Origin of the sequence: Providencia sp. PROV033, assembly GCF_028484855.1 — a bacterium.
Taxonomy (GTDB): domain Bacteria; phylum Pseudomonadota; class Gammaproteobacteria; order Enterobacterales; family Enterobacteriaceae; genus Providencia; species Providencia alcalifaciens.
The window spans coordinates 18,683-39,405 of the sequence record NZ_JAMPSW010000025.1; the positions used below are offsets into that span (position 1 = coordinate 18,683).

The following is a 20,723-nucleotide window of genomic DNA, read 5'->3' on the forward strand; positions in this document are numbered from 1 at the left end:
TCAAGCTCTTGTTTCAGGCATTTCGAGTGCTTTTAAAAATTCGTAGACAGCTAATTGAGCGCGAATTTTGCGCTTATTGCCGCGAGGAACATAATGATTACTGAGTTCTTTGTCAACAAAACGGGCTTTGACGGTATCGCTGAACTGTAATTCGAGGATGTCTAAGACTAACTGTTTCAGGCGCGGGTCCACTAAACGGACGGCGACCTCGATACGGTAGTCAATGTTGCGTGTCATCCAATCTGCTGAGGAGATAAACACTTTTTCATCGCCTGCGTTGGTAAAGACATAGACGCGGTCGTGCTCTAAGAAACGATCGACCACACTGGTGACTTGGATGTTTTCGCTATAGCCTTGTTGCCCTGAAACGAGGGAGCACATCCCCCGAACTAGCAAGCGAATTTTCACGCCGGCATTAGAGGCATCGTACAGTTTGTCGGTCAGTTCTTTATCCACCAGATTGTTGATTTTTAGTGTAATGCCGCTAGGTAAACCCGCGTGTGCATTGGCAATCTCTTGGTCGATTAATTCGGTAATCTTGGTTCGAGTATTCTGTGGAGAGACCATCAAATTATCGAAAGTCACCGGACGATACGGGTTTTCAATAAAACTAAACACGCGGCGCACTTCATTGGTGATTTGCTCATTGCAGGTGAGTAATGAGTAGTCGGTGTAGAGGCGAGCCGTTTTTTCGTTAAAGTTACCAGTACCGATATGGGCATAACGAACAATTTGCCCTTCTTCCATGCGGGAGATAATAAATAGCTTAGCGTGAATTTTCAGTCCCGGCGCGGAGAAAATAACATGGACACCCGCTTCAGTGAGGCGTTTTGCCCAGTGAATATTGGCAGCTTCATCAAAACGTGCTTGCAGCTCCACGACCACGGTCACTTTTTTACCATTGTGGGCTGCGTGGATCACGGAGTCGATAATGCGAGAGTCTTTTGCGACACGGTAAATATTGATTTTGATGGATAACACATTCGGGTCAAACGATGCTTGGCGCAACAGTTCTAATGTATGCTCGAACGTGTAATACGGGTAGTAGAGCAACACATCGCGCTCGCGAATGGCATCAAATCCGTTACGGAAATTATCAAACCAGCGATGGCGAAGGCGGGGTAATGGTTTGTTGAGAAGGTTTTTATTTCCTTCATTTGGGAAGTTAATAAAATCCTTAAAATTATGGTAACGACCACCAGCAATCACCGAGTCATCACTCGATAATCCCAATTTTTCTCGTAACAAGGCGACCATTTCATCGGGCATATCACGTTGATACACAAAGCGAACCGGTTCTGCAGTTAAGCGCTGCTTCAAGGTCGATGACATGATTTCCAGCAGACTGGATTCCATTTCCGTGGCGATATCATATTCTGCATCGCGGGTCATTTTCATGGAATAGGCGTTGAGTTTATCGTAATCAAAAAAGCCTTTGAAAATTTCATCAAGGGTATAACGCAGGATATTATCAATGAGGATCATTGATTTACGGCGCTTCGGCATTTCTGGTGGAAGATTCACAAAGCGCGGAACTTTATCAGAAGGAATTTCTAATAAGGCATATTGCACTTCAGTCCCATTAATAATTTCAACGGCGAGGTACGTGTAATCGTCTTTGAGAAACTCGACCAAGTTAGTATCACGATTGATTAAAATTGGTGTGATATGTTGACGTAGATTCTGCCGAAAGTATTGGCGTAACCAGATTTGCTGACGAGGCGAAATTTGACGTTCGTTAATTAAGAAAATTTGGTTGCGCGCCATTTCAAGCAGCAGCTCATTGTAAAGTACGTCAAACTCTTGCTCTTGCTTAGCAACTTTGGACTGAATACGTTTGAGAAGATGGCGTGCGCCACTGGCTGAGCCGCGTTCTTCATTGATCAAAATACGGCGCTTAACATCTGCAAAACGAACTTTATAGAATTCATCTAAGTTATTGGAGTAAATGCCCAAAAAACGCATTCGTTCAATCAAAGGGTTACGCTTATCTGCGGCCTCTTGGAGAACTCGTTCGTTAAAAGAGAGCCAGCTGAGCTCTTTTTCATGATAGAGACGTTCTTGGGACATTGTTGCTCCGTATTCGACTGGTTAATGCTGATAAAAACTAATTATCACCGTTGACTTCTATCGCAGCGCTGTGATGGCAGCTTACGCGTTTTCAGACTGCTGTTTCATGGCGAAATATTGGTGCTGGAACACACACATACGGATTGCGGTGTGGTAGCGACCATTCACGAAAAACTCATCAATAAGCTCGCCTTCTGTGTGGAAACCAAGTTTATTATAAATATGGATAGCTTTGACATTTTCTTTATCTACAATCAGATAAAGTTTGTATAAATTTAGCACTGAAAAGGCGTAGTCCATTGCCAGTTTTGCCGCGCGACTTGCATACCCTTTGCCTTGGTGGCGGGGTGCAATGATAATCTGGAATTCAGAACGACGGTGAACATAATCAATTTCAACCAACTCGACTAAACCCACTTTTTCACTGTCATATTCGACAATAAAGCGGCGCTCGGATTGGTCATGAATATGTTTATCGTAAAGATCACTGAGTTCAACGAATGCCTCATAAGGCTCTTCGAACCAATAACGCATAATGTTGGCATTATTGTCCAGCTGGTGGATGAATGCTAAGTCTTCACGCTCAAGTGGGCGCAACTTAAACAGATGAGCTTGCCCGGTCGTCATAAAACACCTCGATTGTTGTTAATTATAAAACTATTTATGGCGAAAGTATCAATTAGAAAATTAATTACTTAGCGCTGTTATAAGGATACCACTTATTTGCAATAAAATAATGACAGAAAGCAGGGGGCGGGAGAGTTTGTCGAAGATTAGTTCGTTTAAGTGAAAATGGTTAGTAGTAGGTTGGTGATCGGGTGAAGACACAATACAGGGCAGAGATTATCGCCACCCAAAAATTGTACTCGCTTGGATTTGAATCACCAGCAGAACGATTTAACCAGTGTGTTGCATCCACCGATTGAACTCACAGCTCAAAACGGACGGTATATCTCCTTATTCATTCAAACTGCAGGTTCGTTGGCAGCATTCAGCTCGCCGGGTTACATACTGATGTATGTTCCTTGTCTATCTTCCCTTGCCACCTTTTTGCATCTTGAATGACATTGGGTATAAAAAGCAGGACATTCCGGCATAAACTCTGAAGGCAGGCTTAATACGGTTTCATCCCGAGCTGTTTTGAAAGCTATAGGGTATATGGTATCGTACGCGTCAGAAATACCTTTAAGAGAGCCCGTCACGGTGGAAAAAAAGAAAACCTTCCCGCAGCAGAAAAGCGGCTTGCACCCGCGTAACCGTCATCGCTCGCGCTATGATTTCCCGGCGCTGATCGCCAGTTGCCCTGCACTGGAGCCGTTCGTCAAACCGAACGCCTGGGGCGATATCTCGGTAGATTTTGCCGATCCTGCGGCAGTTAAAATGCTCAACCGTGCGTTGCTGCAACATTTTTATGGCATCGAATATTGGGATATTCCCGCCGATTATCTGTGCCCGCCAATCCCCGGGCGTGCCGACTATTTACACCATCTTGCCGACCTGCTGGCGACCAGCAACGGCGGTGAGATCCCTCGCGGTAAAGGCGTGGCGATTCTTGATGTAGGCGTTGGCGCCAACTGTATTTATCCGATTATTGGTCTGCGTGAATACGGCTGGCGTTTTACTGGTTCGGAGATTAATCCGGTATCGTTCAATACAGCCAAAATGATCGTGGAGATGAATCCGATACTGAGAAACGGCGTGCGCCTGCGTTTGCAAAAACAACCCGAATTTATTTTGAACGGGATCATCGGCGTGGCGGAGAAATTTGATGCCACACTGTGTAATCCACCGTTCCACAGCTCTCAACAGGAAGCGCAAGCCAGCACTCGCCGCAAACTGCACAAGCTGGGTAAAGGCGAGGTAGCCGACACACCAGTACAGAACTTTGGCGGCAAAAATAACGAGCTATGGTGTGAAGGCGGTGAAGAAGCCTTTGTGCGTAAAATGGTAGAGGAGAGCGTTAGCTTTGCGCAAAACTGCCTGTGGTTCACCTCGTTGATTTCTAAAAACACGACCTTGCCTTCGATTTATCACGCGTTGAATCTGGTGGGTGCGGCCGAAGTCCGTACCATTGAAATGGCGCAGGGGCAAAAAATCAGTCGCTTCGTGGCCTGGACTTTCCACGACGCGCAACAGCAGGCCGCCTGGGCGGAAAAACGCTGGCGTTAATTTCCCTGGTGCCGATTATTTAACCGGCACCGATAAAACATCGCATTTCCCTTTCAATTTCTGCATGCTGATGGTGATGAGGCAGCTCGGGTTGCTCGAGTTAAAGATAGCTTACCGATGAAACGTGGAGGTCAGCCAGAAGAGGTTGCTCTGGTTATCGCGTGGTTGCTGTCTGATGAGGCATCTTACGTCACGGAAAGTTTTATCGATTTGGCAGGTGGGAAATAAAACGTTTATTGTGGATGGTTGGGTTTGAGTTATTCGCACAGACCTGCCAACCAAGTCTGCGCGAGTGTATTTAAATCTACCTAACAGCGTATTAATTTGCGCGATAACCCGTTGCTGGTAATGGTTGCCCATCTAATACAGCTTTGCCCTCTTGCATCATCAGCCGTTCGGAAACAAACCATTCAATGACTTGAGGATAAATCAGGTGCTCTTGCAGTTTAACGCGTTCAACCAAATCGTCTTCCGTATCTTGTGCGAAGACCGGAATATGACCTTGTAGAATAATCGGTCCGCCATCGAGCTCTTCGGTGACAAAATGCACGGAAGTACCGTGTTCTTTGTCGCCGTTTTCAAGCGCGCGTCGATGGGTATGTAGCCCCGGGTATTTAGGCAGTAAAGAAGGGTGGATATTCAGCATTTTCCCTGTGAAATGTTTCACAAAATCAGGGGTTAAAATACGCATAAACCCAGCTAAGACGACTAAATCAGGTTGGTATTGTTCGATAGTATCCAAGAGTGCTGCATCGTAGGCTTGACGGTCTGTGATTGTTTTTGAGCTAACACAAAGGGCTGGAATCCCAGCCTCTTGTGCACGAATCAGACCGTATGCATCACTTTTATTACTGATAACAGCGGCAATTTGACCATCAATTTGATGGTGTTGGCAGGCGTCAATAATCGACTGCAAATTGCTGCCACTACCTGAAATCAAAACGACGATTTTCTTCATTAGCGAATAACAACCTGCTCTTCACCCGCAGGTAATGCGCCAATTGTTCCGATCTGCCAAGCATTTTCACCTAATGCTGTTAGCAATTTTAATGCGGACTCAACTTCAGTCTGTGGTAGGGCGATGATGATGCCGACGCCGCAGTTAAATGTACGATACATTTCATGCGTCGTGACATCGCCCGCTTGTTGCAGCCATTCGAATACTGCAGGCCATTCCCAGCTGTTGCCATCAATGATAGCTTGGGTGTTATCCGGTAAAACGCGTGGGATATTTTCCCAGAAGCCGCCACCCGTAATATGCGCAATGGCATGAATGTCGTTTTTAGCAATTAATTCTAAAACGTTTTTAACGTAAATGCGTGTAGGCTCTAACAAGTGGTCGGCGAGAGATTTGCCTGCTAATAGCGTGTTCTCTGGATTGGTTTTGCTGACTTCTAGAATTTTACGAACTAACGAGTAACCGTTAGAGTGAGGACCGCTTGAAGCTAAAGCGATAAGCGCATCGCCAGCACTGACTTTAGAACCATCAATAATTTCAGAGCGTTCTACTACCCCGACGCAGAAACCTGCAACATCGTAATCTTCGCCATGATACATGCCCGGCATTTCAGCGGTTTCACCACCGACTAATGCACAGCCAGACTGCTTACAACCTTCGGCAATACCAGTAATGACGCTAGCGGCAGTATCAACATCTAATTTACCAGTCGCATAGTAGTCTAAGAAAAACAGTGGCTCAGCACCTTGGACAATCAGGTCATTGACGCACATCGCGACTAAATCGATACCGATGGATTCATGACGTTTTAAATCCATCGCGAGGCGTAGTTTTGTTCCCACACCGTCAGTGCCGGATACTAAGACAGGCTCACGGTATTTTTGTGGTAGGGCACACAGTGCGCCGAACCCTCCCAATCCTCCCATTACTTCTGGACGGCGAGTCTCTTTCACCACACCTTTGATACGTTCAACCAATGCGTTACCTGCATCAATATCAACACCGGCATCTTTATAGCTGAGAGAGGTTTTATCAGTCACTACGGCCCCCAAGGCAATTGCATTTTGGAAAAGATAACTTCATTTGCCGATATTCTATCAGGCTCCGCAAACGTTTGCGATAGCTTTCTGACTGAAATATTTGAGGCAATAAATTGTGATATCGTGATGCAAAGCGCATGAATTTATTCACGGTCTACATGCTAAAAAATATTATGTGTATACTAATTCAACAAAGAGTAAGTGATTGATGTTTATTTGACCTGAATCAAGATGATTCTAGTGGCATTGAGGGAAAAAAGCGGTATAATCCCGCGATTTTTTTGTCCGGTGACGTTTTAAAAAAGTAGGAGAAACCCATGAAGATCGTTGAGGTAAAACACCCTCTCGTTAAACATAAACTCGGCCTGATGCGAGATCATGATATAAGCACTAAGCGCTTTCGTGAACTGGCCTCAGAGGTTGGTAGCCTACTGACTTATGAAGCGACCGCTGACCTAGAAACTGAAAAAGTAACAATTGATGGTTGGTGTGGTCCTGTAGAAATTGAACAAATTAAAGGTAAAAAAATCACTGTAGTACCAATTCTGCGTGCAGGTATTGGTATGATGAACGGTGTATTGGAAAGCATCCCAAGCGCACGTATCAGTGTAGTGGGCATTTACCGTGATGAAGAAACGTTACAACCTGTCCCATATTTCCAAAAATTAGTTTCTAACATTGATGAGCGTATGGCGCTGATTGTTGACCCAATGTTAGCAACCGGTGGTTCTATGATTGCAACCATCGATCTTCTGAAAAAATCCGGTTGTAACTCAATTAAAGTTTTAGTTTTAGTTGCTGCACCAGAAGGTATTGCTGCATTAGAAGCGGCGCACCCAGATGTCGAATTGTACACGGCTTCAATTGACCAACATTTAAATGATGAAGGTTACATTGTTCCGGGTCTCGGAGATGCGGGCGATAAGATATTTGGTACTAAATAATAATGAAGCCGACTGAAGAGTCGGCTTTTTTTTGATAAAAAAAATAATATTGATGACGCAAAGAGGATGAAGAACATGACACGCCGCACGATAAGTGTTGAAGAAAGACCACCATTACTACAAACCATTCCATTAAGCTTTCAACATTTGTTTGCCATGTTTGGGGCAACGGTTATTGTTCCTATTTTATTTGGCGTGAACCCGGCAACGATTTTATTATTCAACGGGATTGGGACGCTGCTGTATTTATTTATCTGTAAGGGCAAAATTCCCGCTTATTTAGGGTCGAGCTTCGCCTTTATTTCTCCAGTATTAATTTTATTGCCTCTTGGGTATGAGCTAGCGCTTGGCGGGTTTATTATCTGCGGGGTGTTGTTCTGTATCGTAGCATTGATTGTCAAAGTGGCAGGGCGCGGCTGGATCAACGTGATGTTCCCACCCGCAGCGATGGGAGCGATTGTTGCGGTTATCGGTTTGGAATTAGCGCAAACGGCAGCAGGTATGGCGGGATTATTACCAAAAGAAGGCGCAGCAGTTGATTCAAGCACCTTAATTATCTCGATCACCACATTGTCGGTCACTATCTTGTGTGCGGTGGTTTTCCGTGGATTCTTATCGATTATCCCAATCTTAATCGGTTTCCTATCAGGTTACGCACTTTCCTATTTTATGGGGATTGTTGACTTTACGCCGGTTATCGAAGCGCCATGGTTTGCTATTCCGACTTTCTATACTCCGCGTTTTGAGTGGTTTGCGATTTTAACCATCCTGCCTGCGGCGTTAGTGGTCATTGCTGAACACGTTGGGCACTTAGTGGTGACCGCGAATATCGTTGAGCGCGACTTAATGAAAAACCCTGGCTTACATCGTTCCATGTTCGCAAACGGTTTCTCTACCGTGTTGTCTGGTTTCTTTGGTTCAACGCCGAATACCACTTACGGTGAAAACATCGGGGTAATGGCGATTACTAAGGTATACAGTACGTGGGTCATCGGTGGCGCGGCAATTATCGCTATCTTACTCTCTTGCGTGGGCAAATTAGCCGCAGCAATTCAATTAGTGCCAGTACCTGTTATGGGTGGTGTTTCACTGTTACTGTATGGGGTGATCGGTGCATCGGGTATTCGCGTTCTGATCGACTCTAAAGTGGATTATAACAAACCACAAAACCTGATTTTAACCTCAGTGATTTTAATCATCGGTGTGAGTGGTGCGGTGATCCATATTGGACAAGCTGAACTGAAAGGTATGGCGTTGGCGACTATCGTGGGTATTTTTATGGCACTATTATTCCGCTTTATTACGTTTGTTCGCCCAGAAAAACAATTTGTGACTTCAGAAGTCAAAGTATTAGACGAAAATAAAAAATAAGTCAGAGCTAAGATAAATAGATTGCCGGAGTGGCTAAAGCTCCGGCAATTAACCGTCAGGCTGTTCATCTCTTCTTGTTATTTATGATAAACTCAATGGCGTTAATTGAATTGCACAATCAGAGGCGCTTCTGAACACACCATCTCAACTCTCACTGCCACTTTATCTTCCTGATGATGAAACTTTCGCGAGTTTTTATGCAGGAGAAAATGAGGGATTACTTTCCGCGTTAAAAACGGCGATTAACCAGCCTCATGGTAGTTATATCTATTACTGGTCAAGAGAAGGGGGCGGTAAGAGTCACTTACTGCACGCTGCGTGTGCTGAATTATCCGAACAAGGAGTAGCAGTCGGCTATGTCCCTTTGGATAAACGAGCGTATTTTGTCCCTGATGTACTTGAAGGTATGGAACACCTTTCGCTTGTGTGTATTGATAATATTCAATGCATTGCGGGTGATGAAGAGTGGGAAATGGCCATATTCAATTTGTATAACCGAATATTAGAAATTGGTCGAACTTGCCTGCTGATCACCGGGGACCGCCCACCACGTCAAATCGATTTAAAACTACCTGACTTAGCTTCCCGTCTTGATTGGGGGCAAATTTATAAACTGCATCCTTTAAGTGATGAAGATAAAATCTGTGCGCTTCAATTACGTGCGAGTATTCGTGGGTTTGAATTGCCTGAGGATGTCTGTCGGTTTGTATTAAAACGGTTAGATAGAAAGATGGGCACCTTGTTTGATATCTTAAATAAGCTGGATCATGCCTCGATTGTTGCTCAGCGTAAAATGACCATTCCTTTCGTTAAAGATATTCTCAAATTATAGAAAGTTGGCAGCCAATCGACTGCCAACTTATTGTCTGCCAAATAGCCTACTTATAAAATGTCTAACACTTGTTCAGGTGGACGACCCAACTTTGCTTTTTTACCTTTGATGACAATAGGGCGCTCAATGAGTTTTGGGTTGTCATGCATAGCCTGAATTAGTTGTGCTTGCGTTAAGCTATCATCCGATAATTTTAACGCTTTGTAGATATCTTCTTTGGTGCGCATTAACTGGCGAGCATCACTGAATCCGAGCATCTTCAGGAGCTTTTCAATGTCGGCAACGGAAGGTGGAGTGGTTAAATACTCCACAACGATTGGCGTGATACCTTTTTCTTGCAATAAACCCAGTGTTTCACGGCTCTTAGAGCAGCGTGGGTTATGATAAATTTTAACTGAATCCGTCATTATTTTAGCTCCTTACGGTTTTGCGTTGCTGTCGCGCTCTTTTAATCGAGTGAGTTCATCGATTCGCGCATCAAAACGTTGTTGCTCATAGCTGCCTAAGCGGCTTCTACGGCTTGCTTCACTTAAATAGTTGATGGCGGTGTCATAATTCCCGCGTAGTGCCATGCCTTCCGCATAGGCTGCCAATTCAGCATTACGATCGCCGAGTTTCGCTGACGCTTCCGCGAGAAGATCCCAGCCAATCGGGTCATCTGGGTAATCGAACGTGTATTTATTCAATAGCTTCGTTGCATCTTGATACTGCCCGTTATTGACGTACGCATTTGCTAGATTGACAATAAATACGGTATTTTTCGGTGATTTTTTCAGCGCATCTTGTAGGCGTGAAATCGCTTTTCCCTTTTGACCTTGTTCAATGTCGATATCCGTCATGGAATCGATAAACCACGGGTTATCCGGTTGTTTGGCGAGTAATTCTGAAATAATCACGCCAGCGTCACTGTATTTTTTATCTTGGGATAACAGCAAGGCTTTACCATACTTAGCCGCTAATTGCTCTTGGGCATTACCTTTACTGTAATTTTCTATGATTTGGTCTAGCGCATTTCGTTGATCTGCGGGGCTGTACATAGACAAAATACGTACGCGCGCCAGCATAAAGTCTAATGAAGATGGCGCGTGAACTTTCGGATATTGGTTAGAACGGTTACGGGCATCAGCTAAACGGCTATCCGGTAGGGGGTGAGTCAGCAAAATTTCAGGTGGTTTAGACATATAGCGAGTTTGGTCTGACATGATCTGCATGAAATCAGCCATTGCATGTGGATCAAACCCTGCGCGACGTAGCGTTTGCAAACCAATACGGTCAGCTTCTTGTTCATTGGCTTGTGTAAAGCTGATCATGCCTTGCTGCATCCCTGCGAATGTGCCCGTTAATGCCGCAAAGCCTGCTTGAGGGTTAGCCATGACCAGCAACAAGGAGCCTATAGTACCAGCGATTGCCAGCGGTGTTGTGGCTTTTTGGTCTTCCATCATTCGCGCAAGATGGCGCTGAGTGACGTGAGAAATTTCATGCGCCATGACGGAGGCTAGTTGGCTCTCATTTTGGCTATAACGAAATAGGGCGGAGTGGAGAACAACGTTACCACCAAAATAGGCGTAAGCATTAATATTCGGGTTATTCACCAGATAAAAATGAAATGGGGTTTTGACAGAGTCAGCATGAGTGACTAAACGCTGTCCTAACTTATTAACATACTGAGTTAATAATGGGTCATAAATCAGCGGGGTACTGGCGCGTATCTGTCGAGTGATAGCATCGCCCATAATAATTTCTTGGTTAATGCTGAGTGTTCCACCGGCGGTTGTGCCGATATCTGGCAAGCTGTCCTCGACAGCACTATAAGCAGGTAATACAGCACCGTGGATCAGTGCGGACATCAGTATAGCGAGCAGTGGATATTTCAATTTTTTAGTCATCATGCATATCTTCACTTATTACCTACAGAAAACGCGAATTAATTGGGTGATATGATATCAAAAGCTATCGTAAAATCTGTTATTCGGTATAATTTTCTTTAATTTAGGAACTGTCTTTGTTTTACATTCCCAGGAGCCAATGAATGTTAGAAATGTTTTTACAATGGTACCGTCGGCGCTTTGCTGACCCGCAAGCTGTTGCTTTGTTTAGTTTGCTGGTTATCGGCTTTCTGGTCATCTTTTTCTTCAGCAGTATACTGGCTCCATTGTTAGTCGCAATTGTCTTGGCGTATTTACTTGAATGGCCAACGCATTTACTTCAACGATTAGGGCTTTCCCGCGTATTAGCGGTTAGCATCATTTTGACCTTATTTGCTGGAATAAGTGCCATGGTGATCTTAATTATTGCACCGACGGCATGGCAGCAAGGCATCAACTTAGTGGCGGACTTACCCAACATGGTCAATCGCTTTAGTGAATTCGCCCGCCGATTACCTGAACAATATCCTGCGTTGGTTGATGCTGGCATTATCGATATGATGGCAGATAACGTGCGTAGCCGATTATCCGTTGTTGCGGATTCCGTGGTTAAAGCCTCGGTCGCTTCACTGATTGGTATTTTCACGCTGGCGGTGTATTTGGTTCTAGTGCCATTAATGATGTTTTTCTTATTAAAAGATAAAGAAAAAATCACAAAAAGCTTTTTAAAATTATTGCCTAAAAATCGTTTATTAGTCAGTAAAGTTTGGTTGGAAATGAACCAACAAATTACCAACTATTTGCGCGGGAAAGTCACTGAAATGGTGATTGTTGGCGTGTTTACCTATATTGGATTTGCGTATTTTGATTTGCGCTATTCCGTTCTATTATCTGTATTGGTCGGGGTTTCCGTACTGATCCCTTATATTGGTGCGGTAGTCGCTACGATTCCTGTGGTGCTGGTGGCATTATTCCAGTGGGGCATTGGAACCGAATTTTGGTCTCTGTTTATTGTCTATCTAGTGATCCAAGGGTTAGACAGCAATATTGTCGTGCCACTCCTGTACTCTGAAGCGGTGAACTTGCACCCACTCGTCATCATTTTATCGGTGGTTATTTTTGGTGGATTATGGGGATTCTGGGGCGTATTTTTTGCTATCCCACTCGCAACCTTAATTAAAGCAGTAATTAATGCGTGGCCGCAAGATTTGAATGATGCTGAGATGCAAGACAAACGGGAAGAGCAGTAACGAAAAAGGGTTGCTTAATAATAAGCAACCCTTTTAGTAATTAGGTGTTAGCGTTGATGTACGCTAATACAATTTCGTGGTGATTACTGGTTTTAAAATTGTCAAAAACATGTTCGATGGTGCCATTTGCATCCACAAGGAAACTAATGCGGTGGATACCATCATAGGTTTTCCCCATAAATTGCTTTTCGCCCCACACACCAAATTGTTCACAAACTTGATGATCTTCATCGGATAACAGTGTGAAGTTTAATAACTCTTTTTCAGCGAAACGAGCCAATTTTTCTGGTTTGTCTGTACTAATACCTAAAACTTCGACACCTTTTGCTTTTAGTGTATCCATCTCATCACGCAGTCCACATGCTTGAACTGTACAGCCTGGTGTCATCGCTTTAGGATAAAAGTAAACTAATACGCGTTGACCCTGGAAATCAGAAAGATTGATGATTTCACCATCTTGGTCAGGAAGGCTAAATTGAGGAGCCTTATCACCGGCTTTCAATGGGTTCATTACATATATCTCCGTTAACTCTGCATTTTGGGATTGTTAACAATACTGATGTTGCCTTTGGCATTTAGCATTGTACATAGTTGTTGAAATTTATTCTTTATAATTATGCCATTATCATTCAATGGGTCATGAGCTGTAATTTGAATTTCCAATTGAGCCGGTTGTGTTTCAGTCGCAGGCTGAGTTTTGGACGTTAATTCCGCAATATTACACTGTTGAGTGGTAAATAAATTGGTAAATTGCTCAATAATCCTCGGGGCATCATCCACGGTGACATTCACTGTGACAGTAGAAGGATAGTACGTTGTTTGTACACTGTGTGTGCGCTTCATGACGATCAGTAAATCCAGCTCAGCCCCTTTAGCGGGTAAAATCGCTTCTAGGAGCGTGATAGCGTTCCAACTGCCGGATAACATCATGATAAACGTAAATTCCTCGCCAAACATGGCGAGTCGACTATCCTCAATATTACAATCACATTCACTGACAAGACGCGTAATTGTATTCACAATGCCCGGACGATCTGTTCCCAGCGCAGTAATAACAAGAAATTGCGGTTCAGTCTTAGGCAAAGTATCTTCCTTATTTTGACTAAATTTAGGTCAATAATATTGACTCATGATGGTGGTAAGGAAACCATAAAATTGTGAATCTGCCAAGTGGGGCGATTCACTCTTGCGACAAATATGGCTGAATTATTACTTCTATTTAAGTTAATGTCGTCGGCATTAACAAAATTCATTAAAATCTTGCGTTTGGGTGGTTTTCTTCTGTGAAATGAAAAAGTAACATGGAAACTCATCTATTTAGGGGGTATGGCGATGGCTAATCAAAACGTAAACTACAAAGACTTTTTACAAGGCAGTATTGTTGCGGTGATCACACCGATGGACTCAGCGGGTAACGTTGATAGAAAAAGCTTAAAACAGCTGGTGGATTACCATGTTGCCAATAAAACCTCTGCGATTGTGTCTGTCGGAACAACAGGGGAATCAGCAACATTAAGCCATAAAGAGCACGTTGATGTAGTGAAAGCGACACTTGAGTTAGCTGATGGTCGAATTCCTATTATTGCGGGAACGGGCGCAAATGCGACCGCAGAAGCGATTTCGCTAACAAATGAGTTTGAAAACAGTGGTGTAGTTGCGTGCCTGACGGTAACACCTTATTATAATAGACCGTCACAAGAAGGGTTATATCAACACTTTAAAGCAATTTCAGAAAACACCAGCTTGCCACAAGTGCTCTATAATGTACCATCACGCACTGGGTGTGATTTATTACCTGAAACTGTGGGGCGCTTAGCGAAATTGGCGAATATTGTGGCAATTAAAGAGGCCACAGGGAACTTAGCACGGGTTCACCAAATCAAAGAGCTGGTTGATGATCACTTTGTTCTGCTTTCCGGCGATGATGCTACCGCGCTTGATTTTATGCAACTCGGTGGAAAGGGCGTTATTTCGGTCACGTCCAACGTCGCGGCTGCGCAGATGGTAAAAATGTGTGACTTAGCGCTTGCGGGCAAATATACTGAGGCCCGTGAATTGAATAAACAGCTGATGGGTCTTCATCATCAGTTATTTGTTGAGCCGAATCCAATCCCTGCGAAATGGGCTTGTCATCGTCTAGGTCTTATTGCGGATGATACTTTACGGTTACCAATGACACCGTTAACAGTATCTGGACAGCAAAAGGTTGAGGATGCCTTGAAACTCGCGGGTTTACTGTAAAATTTAGGGAATTTTAATGGCAACATTATTGCAAAAATCGAAGGTTATGAAGGTTGCTGGCCTGTCACTTGTCGTGTTACTGGCAGCCTGCTCCAGCGATCAGCGCTATAAACGTCAGGTTAGTGGTGATGAGGAATATCTTAATGCTGCGCCATTGAAAGTATTAAATGCGCCACAAGGGATCACATTACCAGCGACTAACGGTGAATATGATATTCCTAAAACGACCTCAACAGGTGCAGTTGGGAAAGCGCTAGATATTCGCCCACCAGTACTGACGATTTCACAATTAGCGGGCTCACGTACTGAAAACAGTGCAAATGCCAGCCGTTTGTTGCTAGATAATACTCCTGAAAATAATGCGTTATGGTCACAAGTGACCATGATTTTAGAACAACGTGGTATTCCTGTTACCACGAAAAATGATGGTTCTCGTTCTATCGAAACGGATTGGGTTAAGTGGGATCGTGCGGATGAGAACGTCCCATTAGAAAGCCGCCATAAAGTGACTGTTCAGCCTGAAAATGGGATGATTGCACTCACTGTAACTAACTTAGGCTTACGCCAAGGAAATGAAACCGTTACGGATGCTGCTGAAATTCAGCGTTATAACAAGCTGTTATTAAACGATTTAACGGATGCGCTGTACACCTTGCGTGATACATCAAGCAAAAATAGTCTGCAAAGCGCATACGGTATCATTGACGTTCAGTCGGGCAGCGATGATACAGGCTTACCAGTGGTTATCGTTCGTGCACCATATGATGCTGTCTGGGAGCGTTTACCGCACGCGTTAGAAAGCGTGGGCATGAAAGTGGGTGACCGTAGCCGTTCAGCCGGATCTGTCATGGTGACGTACAAAGGTCTAAGCAGTTCTGAATGGCAAGCGCTGGGTATTGACGATCCATCTGTGCCAGAAAATGACTATAAAGTCCAAGTGGGTGACTTGAATAACCGTAGTAGCTTACAGTTTATCAACACTAAAGGCGTACCATTAACTCAGAAACAAAATGATGAAATGGTGGCTGCACTAAAAGCTGCTTTCAGTAAAACACAAATGAAAAAGTAAGTTTACATAGCTAACTTATTTGTTCTATTAAGTGAAAACGCCGTCCTATGAGATGGCGTTTTTTTTTCGGATAAAAACGTGATGTAAACGTAATAAAACCGCTTAATAGTCACTCTAACGGTGAATGTATTAGAGGTTATTTTTCGGATATACTTCAGTCAATGAAGGCTAATAATGAGGGAAAAGTCGTGGATAATAACGCATCTAAACCAACGACCAAGAGTGATAGTACTTCGATGCCAAGACAAATATCAGGGGCTGAATTTAATTATAAATTACGCAGTACCGAAAATAACCAGAGTCATACAGAAAGCTTTATTCGAGATGGAATTGTGGACTTTGACTTACCCGGCTATGTTATCCCTAAGGGATATCGGTTAGTTAAGTCACTCAAAAAAGAACAATATCGATTATTAGCGATGGAGGGAATACCAGAAACAGTTTACTTACTGGAGCTGAGATTCCGCACGGATATTGTCTTTGGTGAAACCACATGCACTCAAATTAAAGTTTGGCGCACAATGGCGGTAGAACATAAATCCATCATACGGGAGATGCCAAGTATTTTCTTTGCATACCTCTTAAATACACACTGTATTATGGTGACAGATGAAGAGCATACCCGTGATGGGCAGCGTTTCTGGGAAACAACAATTGTTTGGGCGTTTTATAATAACTTTTATATTTATGCTTCCGATGGCACGCTTGAAGACAGACCACTAACACAAATCCATACTGAGTCTGAATTCTTTGATCAATGGATTAATCAACTTTGGGGCAGGGATATCGACATCTATACCCATAAGCTGATTGTGATCAGCAAACATCCATTACTTTAGTCGCTTTCCTGCGCCTGCACATAACTACCCATCTGCACATCTATCCACCCTAAAATTCTCAGTGAAACAAATGGACAAAAAATCAGTATTTGCAGCTAAGTAATCGTTTGCGTATGCGTGAGAATTTTATTATCATAATTAGCAGTTAATCATAAAATATTGAATATCAGTTAGTTAGCAATATCATGATTATTTTTTGATAACTGACTGAATCAGAGCAGAAAATTAACAATGAACCCGCCATTTTTAGCGGTTTATTCTTCTGTTACTTATCTGAATCTGCTGTGCAGGTTGATTTCTATTGAGTGTATTCACATCCCTGGAGTGTTTAAGATGCAAAAGAAAGCTGAGTTGTATCGTGGCAAGGCAAAAACGGTCTATACCACAGAGGATCCAGATTTACTCATTCTGGAGTTCCGCAATGATACATCAGCACTCGATGGCGAGCGTATCGAACAGTTTGACCGCAAAGGTATGGTCAATAATAAATTTAACCATTTTATTATGACTAAATTGCAAGAAGCCGGTATTCCTACCCAAATGGAAGCCCTGTTATCTGACACCGAAGCGTTGGTTAAAAAACTGGATATGGTGCCGGTTGAATGCGTTATTCGTAACCGTGCGGCAGGATCGCTGGTCAAGCGCCTTGGGGTAGAAGAAGGGATGATTTTAAACCCGCCTCTGTTTGACTTATTCCTGAAAGATGATGCCAAACACGACCCAATGGTGAATGAATCTTACTGCGAAACGTTTGGTTGGGTGAGCAAAGAAAACTTAGCGAAAATGCGCGAACTGAGCTACAAAGCGAACGATGTTTTAAGCCAGATTTTTGCTGATGCAGGTCTTATCTTAGTTGACTTCAAACTGGAATTTGGACTGTTCAACGGTGAAGTGGTTCTGGGTGATGAGTTTTCTCCAGACGGTAGCCGTTTATGGGATAAAGAAACCTTGAACAAAATGGATAAAGACCGTTTCCGTCAAAGTCTTGGTGGTTTGATTGAAGCTTACGAAGAAGTGGCTCGCCGTATTGGAGTTAAGCTTGACTAAGTATTCAACCGCGTATTAAGCGAATAGAGGATAGCCTGCAAATTGCAGGCTATTTTTTTACGTGTACATTATGACTGAATTTGTGCCATAAATTGCTGAACCCAAGAGATGGGATGGTTTTGGGGCGGTATATTTAATTGCTGGCTCAGGGCGTGTAAGGAGGGGGAAGGTAACGCTGAATTAGGTTGTAACTCGTGATGGCGTAATACGGTATCAATCTTGCCATCCGCGACTAAGTGACCCTGAGACAAATGCAAGGCACGTTCAAAGTAGCGCGCAGCAAAATCTAAATCATGGCTGATAGTGACAACGGTGGTGCCAAGCTGCTTTTGAAAATCTAGCCACTGTTCAAAATAGCCGAGCCACTGGGCGTCGAAATCTCGGCTAGGTTCATCTAACAATAATAGTTTAGGTGCGACAGCGGTTAAACACGCAACAGCGACCATTCGTCGTTGGGCTGAATGCAAGTCTAGAGGGTGTTTATCAGCGACATCGGTTAAATGACATAAATCTAAAGCGTGTTCTAACTTTTCCGTGATGTCAGATTGATTGAGTTTTTTACGGCGTAACCCAAACAAAATTTCATCTTTTACGGTGCTGTGAAAAATCTGTTTTTCCGCCTCTTGGAATAAAATTCCAATGTGCTGTGCTCGCTCGATCGCACGTAATGAAGATATGGGGTGTTGATTGAAATTGACCTCCCCATGAGAAGGCGATAACAGTCCTGCCATTAAGCGTAATAACGTGGATTTTCCTGCGCCATTGTCACCGACGAGAGCGACCCATTCACCAGCATGGATTGCAAATGACAGCTCGGCAATAGCTGGCGCGGTTTTAGGTGCCCATTGAAAGCTTAAATTATTGATTTGCAGCATAGCAAGCCTCGATGCCTTGAATGAGTTGCTGTTCTTTGCATGGAACTTCCGATTGCCAAATACCATTTTCTATTAATTTACCCAACACTCGCCATGCATCTGGCATATTGATGGTATTTTGCGCGGGTAGAAATACGGAGTTAATATCCCCTTGAGCGGTGATTTTACCTTGCTCAAGTAGTGAGAAATCATCACAAAAATGCAAGGCAGGCAGTAAGTGGCGCTCCAATAGAATGACACTACAACCAGTTTGTTCACTGTAGTTTTTGAGTTGTGTTAATAGTCGATAGGTAGCTGCGGGCGTGAGACGACTAAATGCTTCATCTAATAGCAACAGCTGGGGAGACATAGCGAGGGCACTGGCTAGAACGACGCGTTGAGCTTCGCCTCCAGACAGTGTCGCAGGATGACGATCACGCAAATGCTGGCTGAATGTCAAATCCAAAGCTTGTTCAACGCGACGAACAATTTCCTCAGGAGACAACCCCAAATTTTCAGGACCAAATGCCACTTCTTGTGCAACAGTAAAAGTGCATCCCGATAGCTGTAATTGAGGTGATTGCTGAACTAACTGGCGATCGACTGATAACTCAACTAATGATTGTTTTCCTAATCGCTGAGAAAGCACTTGCCCATCGCCGATTAATTTGCCAATCAATTGATCAGGAAGCCAGCCCGCTAACAGTTGCGCAAATGTGGTTTTTCCGCTGCCATTACCGCCCAGAATACAATGCCAATGTCCTTGTGGTAAGGCTAAGTGAATAGCATCAAGAATAGGCTCTTCACTACCTTGTGGGATAAAGGACAGTTGCTGTAAATCTACCACCATAATGCAAAGGCTCCTTCAATGACGATTAATAGCAACAAAACGAGGCGCCAGATATATTGGCTTCGGCTATCCATAGGTTTATGTAAAGTAGTGCGATGACGAGTATAACGAAAACCACGCATATCGAGTGCAGCACTGCGCACAGTCAGTTCGCTGAGTGTCTGGCTAACCAGTGGAAATAAGAGGGCGGGCAATGATGTCATACGTTGCCAAAAGTGACCATCTAATGGGACACCCCGAGCAAGCTGCGCTTCTCGAATGCTCGCAAGTTGTTGGCGAAACTGTTCAGCCAGTAAGAGTGGACCGGCGAGCACATAGGCAAAACTCGCAGGAAGACGGCTTGCAAACAACGCACGAATAAATTGCTCCGTGGAGACATATTGCAACCATAATTGGGATGCACTAATGATGGCTAGCAGGCGTAGCCATAAAGCCATGGCACTTTGTTGCTGAGAGATAAGCGGTGGTGAACCCGTTAATAATTGGCTTAACCAGCCTCCATGAATTAACCAAAGTCCTGCTGCCATCGGCAGCATAATCCATGCGATAAATTTCCAACGGTGATACGACGCGGACCGTAGAATGACGGCGGCAAATGGAGCGAAAGCAACAAAGACCAAGCCCCAGCCGAGTGGTAGCATCAATGTGCTAGCGCTAAACCAGAGCCATAAGGTTAATGAGGTAAAAGGGTGCATCTTGACCCCTAGCGTACTTTAGCCATATTTGGGAAAGTGCGCTGAACGCGCTCTGGTAAACGACGAACAAGCAACCAAGCGACAATGGCAGAGATTATCTTATCGGCAATATTGGCACCTAAGACGGTAATGGCGACCGATTCTAATAAGTTTTCACCAACGGCGTGGAAATAGGCGACAAAAAAGTCTGCGCCACTACCGGTGGTACCTGCAAATAAGTAAGTGCGGATAGGCACGGCAACAATCATCAGAGCAAAAGTGATGACTACACCCGATAAAATCACACGCGGCAGAGTGCGAAAACCGCCAGCGCGGGCGAGTAAGCCTGCGCTTAAGCCAATCATCATTGCCACAGGGGCAAACGCCGCAGCGATAGGACCACTTAATAATCCCCACAGTAAGTTCGTTGCTAAGCCACTAAATAAGGCAGCCCAAGGACCCGCGAGAAGTGCGCAGATAATCGTTCCAATAGAATCCAAAAAGATAGGCAGCTTTAACATAGAACTTAGCTGTCCAACGACCATATTGATTGCAATGGAGAAAACAATTAGCGCCAGTGTGCGGCTTGAAATCATTGACGAGTTTGCCATGAAATAAATATCCCTTAGAAGTTGAAAATTAACGCCATA

21 protein-coding genes and 1 pseudogene are annotated in these 20,723 nt (G+C 43.9%); 10 read left to right on the top strand and 12 right to left on the bottom strand.

Features of this window, described 5'->3' with window-relative positions; genetic code table 11:
• A complete protein-coding gene (gene ppk1, locus PSF16_RS06490; RefSeq protein ID WP_006658912.1) occupies nucleotides 1-2,070 on the bottom strand; it encodes a polyphosphate kinase 1 in 2,070 nt (689 codons plus the stop codon).
• Between the two features lie 81 nt (nucleotides 2,071-2,151).
• Complete coding sequence (speG, locus tag PSF16_RS06495) at nucleotides 2,152-2,697, bottom strand: spermidine N1-acetyltransferase (protein ID WP_006658911.1); 546 nt, start codon at nucleotides 2,695-2,697, stop codon at nucleotides 2,152-2,154.
• Nucleotides 2,698-3,273: 576 nt separating this feature from the next.
• Here speG and rlmF point away from each other — a divergent pair.
• Both rlmF and PSF16_RS06505 read left to right on the top strand, forming a co-directional pair.
• Nucleotides 3,274-4,239 (top strand): 23S rRNA (adenine(1618)-N(6))-methyltransferase RlmF, encoded by a 966-nt coding sequence (gene rlmF, locus PSF16_RS06500; RefSeq protein ID WP_272688992.1) that lies wholly within the window; start codon nucleotides 3,274-3,276, stop codon nucleotides 4,237-4,239.
• Between the two features lie 60 nt (nucleotides 4,240-4,299).
• Nucleotides 4,300-4,467: pseudogene (locus PSF16_RS06505) on the top strand (SDR family oxidoreductase); the annotation flags it as partial.
• Between the two features lie 91 nt (nucleotides 4,468-4,558).
• Here the strand turns inward: PSF16_RS06505 and purN are convergent.
• Nucleotides 4,559-5,197: a phosphoribosylglycinamide formyltransferase gene (gene purN / locus PSF16_RS06510; protein WP_006658902.1), complete on the bottom strand. Its 639-nt coding sequence runs from the start codon at nucleotides 5,195-5,197 to the stop codon at nucleotides 4,559-4,561.
• Nucleotides 5,197-6,237 (bottom strand): phosphoribosylformylglycinamidine cyclo-ligase, encoded by a 1,041-nt coding sequence (gene purM, locus PSF16_RS06515; RefSeq protein ID WP_036965858.1) that lies wholly within the window; start codon nucleotides 6,235-6,237, stop codon nucleotides 5,197-5,199. Before purM ends, purN begins: the two co-directional genes overlap by 1 nt.
• A gap of 317 nt (nucleotides 6,238-6,554) precedes the next feature.
• Between purM and upp the strand changes: the two genes are divergently transcribed.
• The 3 genes from upp to hda all read left to right on the top strand — a co-directional run bounded on the left by upp (nucleotide 6,555) and on the right by hda (nucleotide 9,384).
• Entirely contained in the window at nucleotides 6,555-7,181 is a 627-nt protein-coding gene (gene upp / locus PSF16_RS06520) for a uracil phosphoribosyltransferase (RefSeq protein ID WP_006658899.1), read from the top strand.
• Nucleotides 7,182-7,256: 75 nt separating this feature from the next.
• Nucleotides 7,257-8,552, top strand: a complete 1,296-nt coding sequence (gene uraA, locus PSF16_RS06525; protein WP_036979432.1) for a uracil permease — start codon at nucleotides 7,257-7,259, stop codon at nucleotides 8,550-8,552.
• Between the two features lie 109 nt (nucleotides 8,553-8,661).
• On the top strand, nucleotides 8,662-9,384 hold the full coding sequence (gene hda / locus PSF16_RS06530) for a DnaA inactivator Hda (protein WP_036961411.1): 723 nt from the start codon (nucleotides 8,662-8,664) through the stop codon (nucleotides 9,382-9,384).
• 50 nt (nucleotides 9,385-9,434) lie between these two features.
• On the opposite strand, the gene arsC is transcribed toward hda, so the two are convergent.
• Both arsC and PSF16_RS06540 read right to left on the bottom strand, forming a co-directional pair.
• Complete coding sequence (gene arsC / locus PSF16_RS06535; RefSeq protein ID WP_006661603.1) at nucleotides 9,435-9,791, bottom strand: arsenate reductase (glutaredoxin); 357 nt, start codon at nucleotides 9,789-9,791, stop codon at nucleotides 9,435-9,437.
• A gap of 12 nt (nucleotides 9,792-9,803) precedes the next feature.
• Nucleotides 9,804-11,270 (bottom strand): beta-barrel assembly-enhancing protease, encoded by a 1,467-nt coding sequence (locus PSF16_RS06540; RefSeq protein ID WP_006661604.1) that lies wholly within the window; start codon nucleotides 11,268-11,270, stop codon nucleotides 9,804-9,806.
• A gap of 143 nt (nucleotides 11,271-11,413) precedes the next feature.
• Between PSF16_RS06540 and PSF16_RS06545 the strand changes: the two genes are divergently transcribed.
• Nucleotides 11,414-12,499, top strand: a complete 1,086-nt coding sequence (locus tag PSF16_RS06545; RefSeq protein ID WP_006658894.1) for an AI-2E family transporter — start codon at nucleotides 11,414-11,416, stop codon at nucleotides 12,497-12,499.
• A 40-nt stretch (nucleotides 12,500-12,539) separates the two neighbouring features.
• Here PSF16_RS06545 and bcp read toward each other — a convergent pair whose 3' ends face one another.
• Nucleotides 12,540-13,010, bottom strand: coding sequence for a thioredoxin-dependent thiol peroxidase (bcp, locus tag PSF16_RS06550; RefSeq protein ID WP_006658893.1), 471 nt, complete (start codon nucleotides 13,008-13,010; stop codon nucleotides 12,540-12,542).
• Nucleotides 13,011-13,024: 14 nt separating this feature from the next.
• Nucleotides 13,025-13,582 carry a glycine cleavage system transcriptional repressor gene (locus tag PSF16_RS06555; RefSeq protein ID WP_006658892.1) on the bottom strand — a complete coding sequence of 186 codons (558 nt, stop codon included), beginning with the start codon at nucleotides 13,580-13,582 and terminating at the stop codon, nucleotides 13,025-13,027.
• 249 nt (nucleotides 13,583-13,831) lie between these two features.
• Here PSF16_RS06555 and dapA point away from each other — a divergent pair, with 249 nt between their 5' ends.
• The 4 genes from dapA (at nucleotide 13,832) to purC (ending at nucleotide 17,695) form a co-directional block, all read left to right on the top strand.
• On the top strand, nucleotides 13,832-14,740 hold the full coding sequence (gene dapA / locus PSF16_RS06560) for a 4-hydroxy-tetrahydrodipicolinate synthase (protein ID WP_006661605.1): 909 nt from the start codon (nucleotides 13,832-13,834) through the stop codon (nucleotides 14,738-14,740).
• 16 nt (nucleotides 14,741-14,756) lie between these two features.
• Complete coding sequence (bamC, locus tag PSF16_RS06565) at nucleotides 14,757-15,809, top strand: outer membrane protein assembly factor BamC (RefSeq protein ID WP_006661606.1); 1,053 nt, start codon at nucleotides 14,757-14,759, stop codon at nucleotides 15,807-15,809.
• Between the two features lie 161 nt (nucleotides 15,810-15,970).
• Complete coding sequence (locus PSF16_RS06570; protein ID WP_272688993.1) at nucleotides 15,971-16,648, top strand: hypothetical protein; 678 nt, start codon at nucleotides 15,971-15,973, stop codon at nucleotides 16,646-16,648.
• A 333-nt stretch (nucleotides 16,649-16,981) separates the two neighbouring features.
• On the top strand, nucleotides 16,982-17,695 hold the full coding sequence (gene purC / locus PSF16_RS06575; protein WP_006658888.1) for a phosphoribosylaminoimidazolesuccinocarboxamide synthase: 714 nt from the start codon (nucleotides 16,982-16,984) through the stop codon (nucleotides 17,693-17,695).
• A 68-nt stretch (nucleotides 17,696-17,763) separates the two neighbouring features.
• Here purC and PSF16_RS06580 read toward each other — a convergent pair whose 3' ends face one another.
• From PSF16_RS06580 to PSF16_RS06595, 4 genes are read right to left on the bottom strand one after another with little or no spacing between them, the layout of a single operon-like run.
• On the bottom strand, nucleotides 17,764-18,570 hold the full coding sequence (locus tag PSF16_RS06580; RefSeq protein ID WP_036979430.1) for an energy-coupling factor ABC transporter ATP-binding protein: 807 nt from the start codon (nucleotides 18,568-18,570) through the stop codon (nucleotides 17,764-17,766).
• Complete coding sequence (locus PSF16_RS06585) at nucleotides 18,554-19,399, bottom strand: energy-coupling factor ABC transporter ATP-binding protein (protein ID WP_272688994.1); 846 nt, start codon at nucleotides 19,397-19,399, stop codon at nucleotides 18,554-18,556. Before PSF16_RS06585 ends, PSF16_RS06580 begins: the two co-directional genes overlap by 17 nt.
• A complete protein-coding gene (locus tag PSF16_RS06590) occupies nucleotides 19,390-20,094 on the bottom strand; it encodes an energy-coupling factor transporter transmembrane component T (RefSeq protein ID WP_006661610.1) in 705 nt (234 codons plus the stop codon). The genes PSF16_RS06585 and PSF16_RS06590 overlap by 10 nt, the downstream gene beginning before the upstream one ends.
• A gap of 8 nt (nucleotides 20,095-20,102) precedes the next feature.
• Nucleotides 20,103-20,684 carry a hypothetical protein gene (locus PSF16_RS06595; RefSeq protein WP_006661611.1) on the bottom strand — a complete coding sequence of 194 codons (582 nt, stop codon included), beginning with the start codon at nucleotides 20,682-20,684 and terminating at the stop codon, nucleotides 20,103-20,105.
• Between the last annotated feature and the right edge of the window lie 39 nt (nucleotides 20,685-20,723).

Coding starts and splice junctions, on each gene's coding strand:
- ppk1 (WP_006658912.1), bottom strand. CDS start 2,070: ATGTCCCAAGAACGTCTCTATCATGAAAAAGAGCTCAGCTGGCTCTCT.
- speG (WP_006658911.1), bottom strand. CDS start 2,697: ATGACGACCGGGCAAGCTCATCTGTTTAAGTTGCGCCCACTTGAGCGT.
- purN (WP_006658902.1), bottom strand. CDS start 5,197: ATGAAGAAAATCGTCGTTTTGATTTCAGGTAGTGGCAGCAATTTGCAG.
- upp (WP_006658899.1), top strand. CDS start 6,555: ATGAAGATCGTTGAGGTAAAACACCCTCTCGTTAAACATAAACTCGGC.
- uraA (WP_036979432.1), top strand. CDS start 7,257: ATGACACGCCGCACGATAAGTGTTGAAGAAAGACCACCATTACTACAA.
- arsC (WP_006661603.1), bottom strand. CDS start 9,791: ATGACGGATTCAGTTAAAATTTATCATAACCCACGCTGCTCTAAGAGC.
- PSF16_RS06540 (WP_006661604.1), bottom strand. CDS start 11,270: ATGACTAAAAAATTGAAATATCCACTGCTCGCTATACTGATGTCCGCA.
- PSF16_RS06545 (WP_006658894.1), top strand. CDS start 11,414: ATGTTAGAAATGTTTTTACAATGGTACCGTCGGCGCTTTGCTGACCCG.
- bcp (WP_006658893.1), bottom strand. CDS start 13,010: ATGAACCCATTGAAAGCCGGTGATAAGGCTCCTCAATTTAGCCTTCCT.
- dapA (WP_006661605.1), top strand. CDS start 13,832: ATGGCTAATCAAAACGTAAACTACAAAGACTTTTTACAAGGCAGTATT.
- bamC (WP_006661606.1), top strand. CDS start 14,757: ATGGCAACATTATTGCAAAAATCGAAGGTTATGAAGGTTGCTGGCCTG.
- PSF16_RS06570 (WP_272688993.1), top strand. CDS start 15,971: ATGAAGGCTAATAATGAGGGAAAAGTCGTGGATAATAACGCATCTAAA.
- purC (WP_006658888.1), top strand. CDS start 16,982: ATGCAAAAGAAAGCTGAGTTGTATCGTGGCAAGGCAAAAACGGTCTAT.
- PSF16_RS06580 (WP_036979430.1), bottom strand. CDS start 18,570: ATGCTGCAAATCAATAATTTAAGCTTTCAATGGGCACCTAAAACCGCG.
- PSF16_RS06585 (WP_272688994.1), bottom strand. CDS start 19,399: ATGGTGGTAGATTTACAGCAACTGTCCTTTATCCCACAAGGTAGTGAA.
- PSF16_RS06590 (WP_006661610.1), bottom strand. CDS start 20,094: ATGCACCCTTTTACCTCATTAACCTTATGGCTCTGGTTTAGCGCTAGC.
- PSF16_RS06595 (WP_006661611.1), bottom strand. CDS start 20,684: ATGGCAAACTCGTCAATGATTTCAAGCCGCACACTGGCGCTAATTGTT.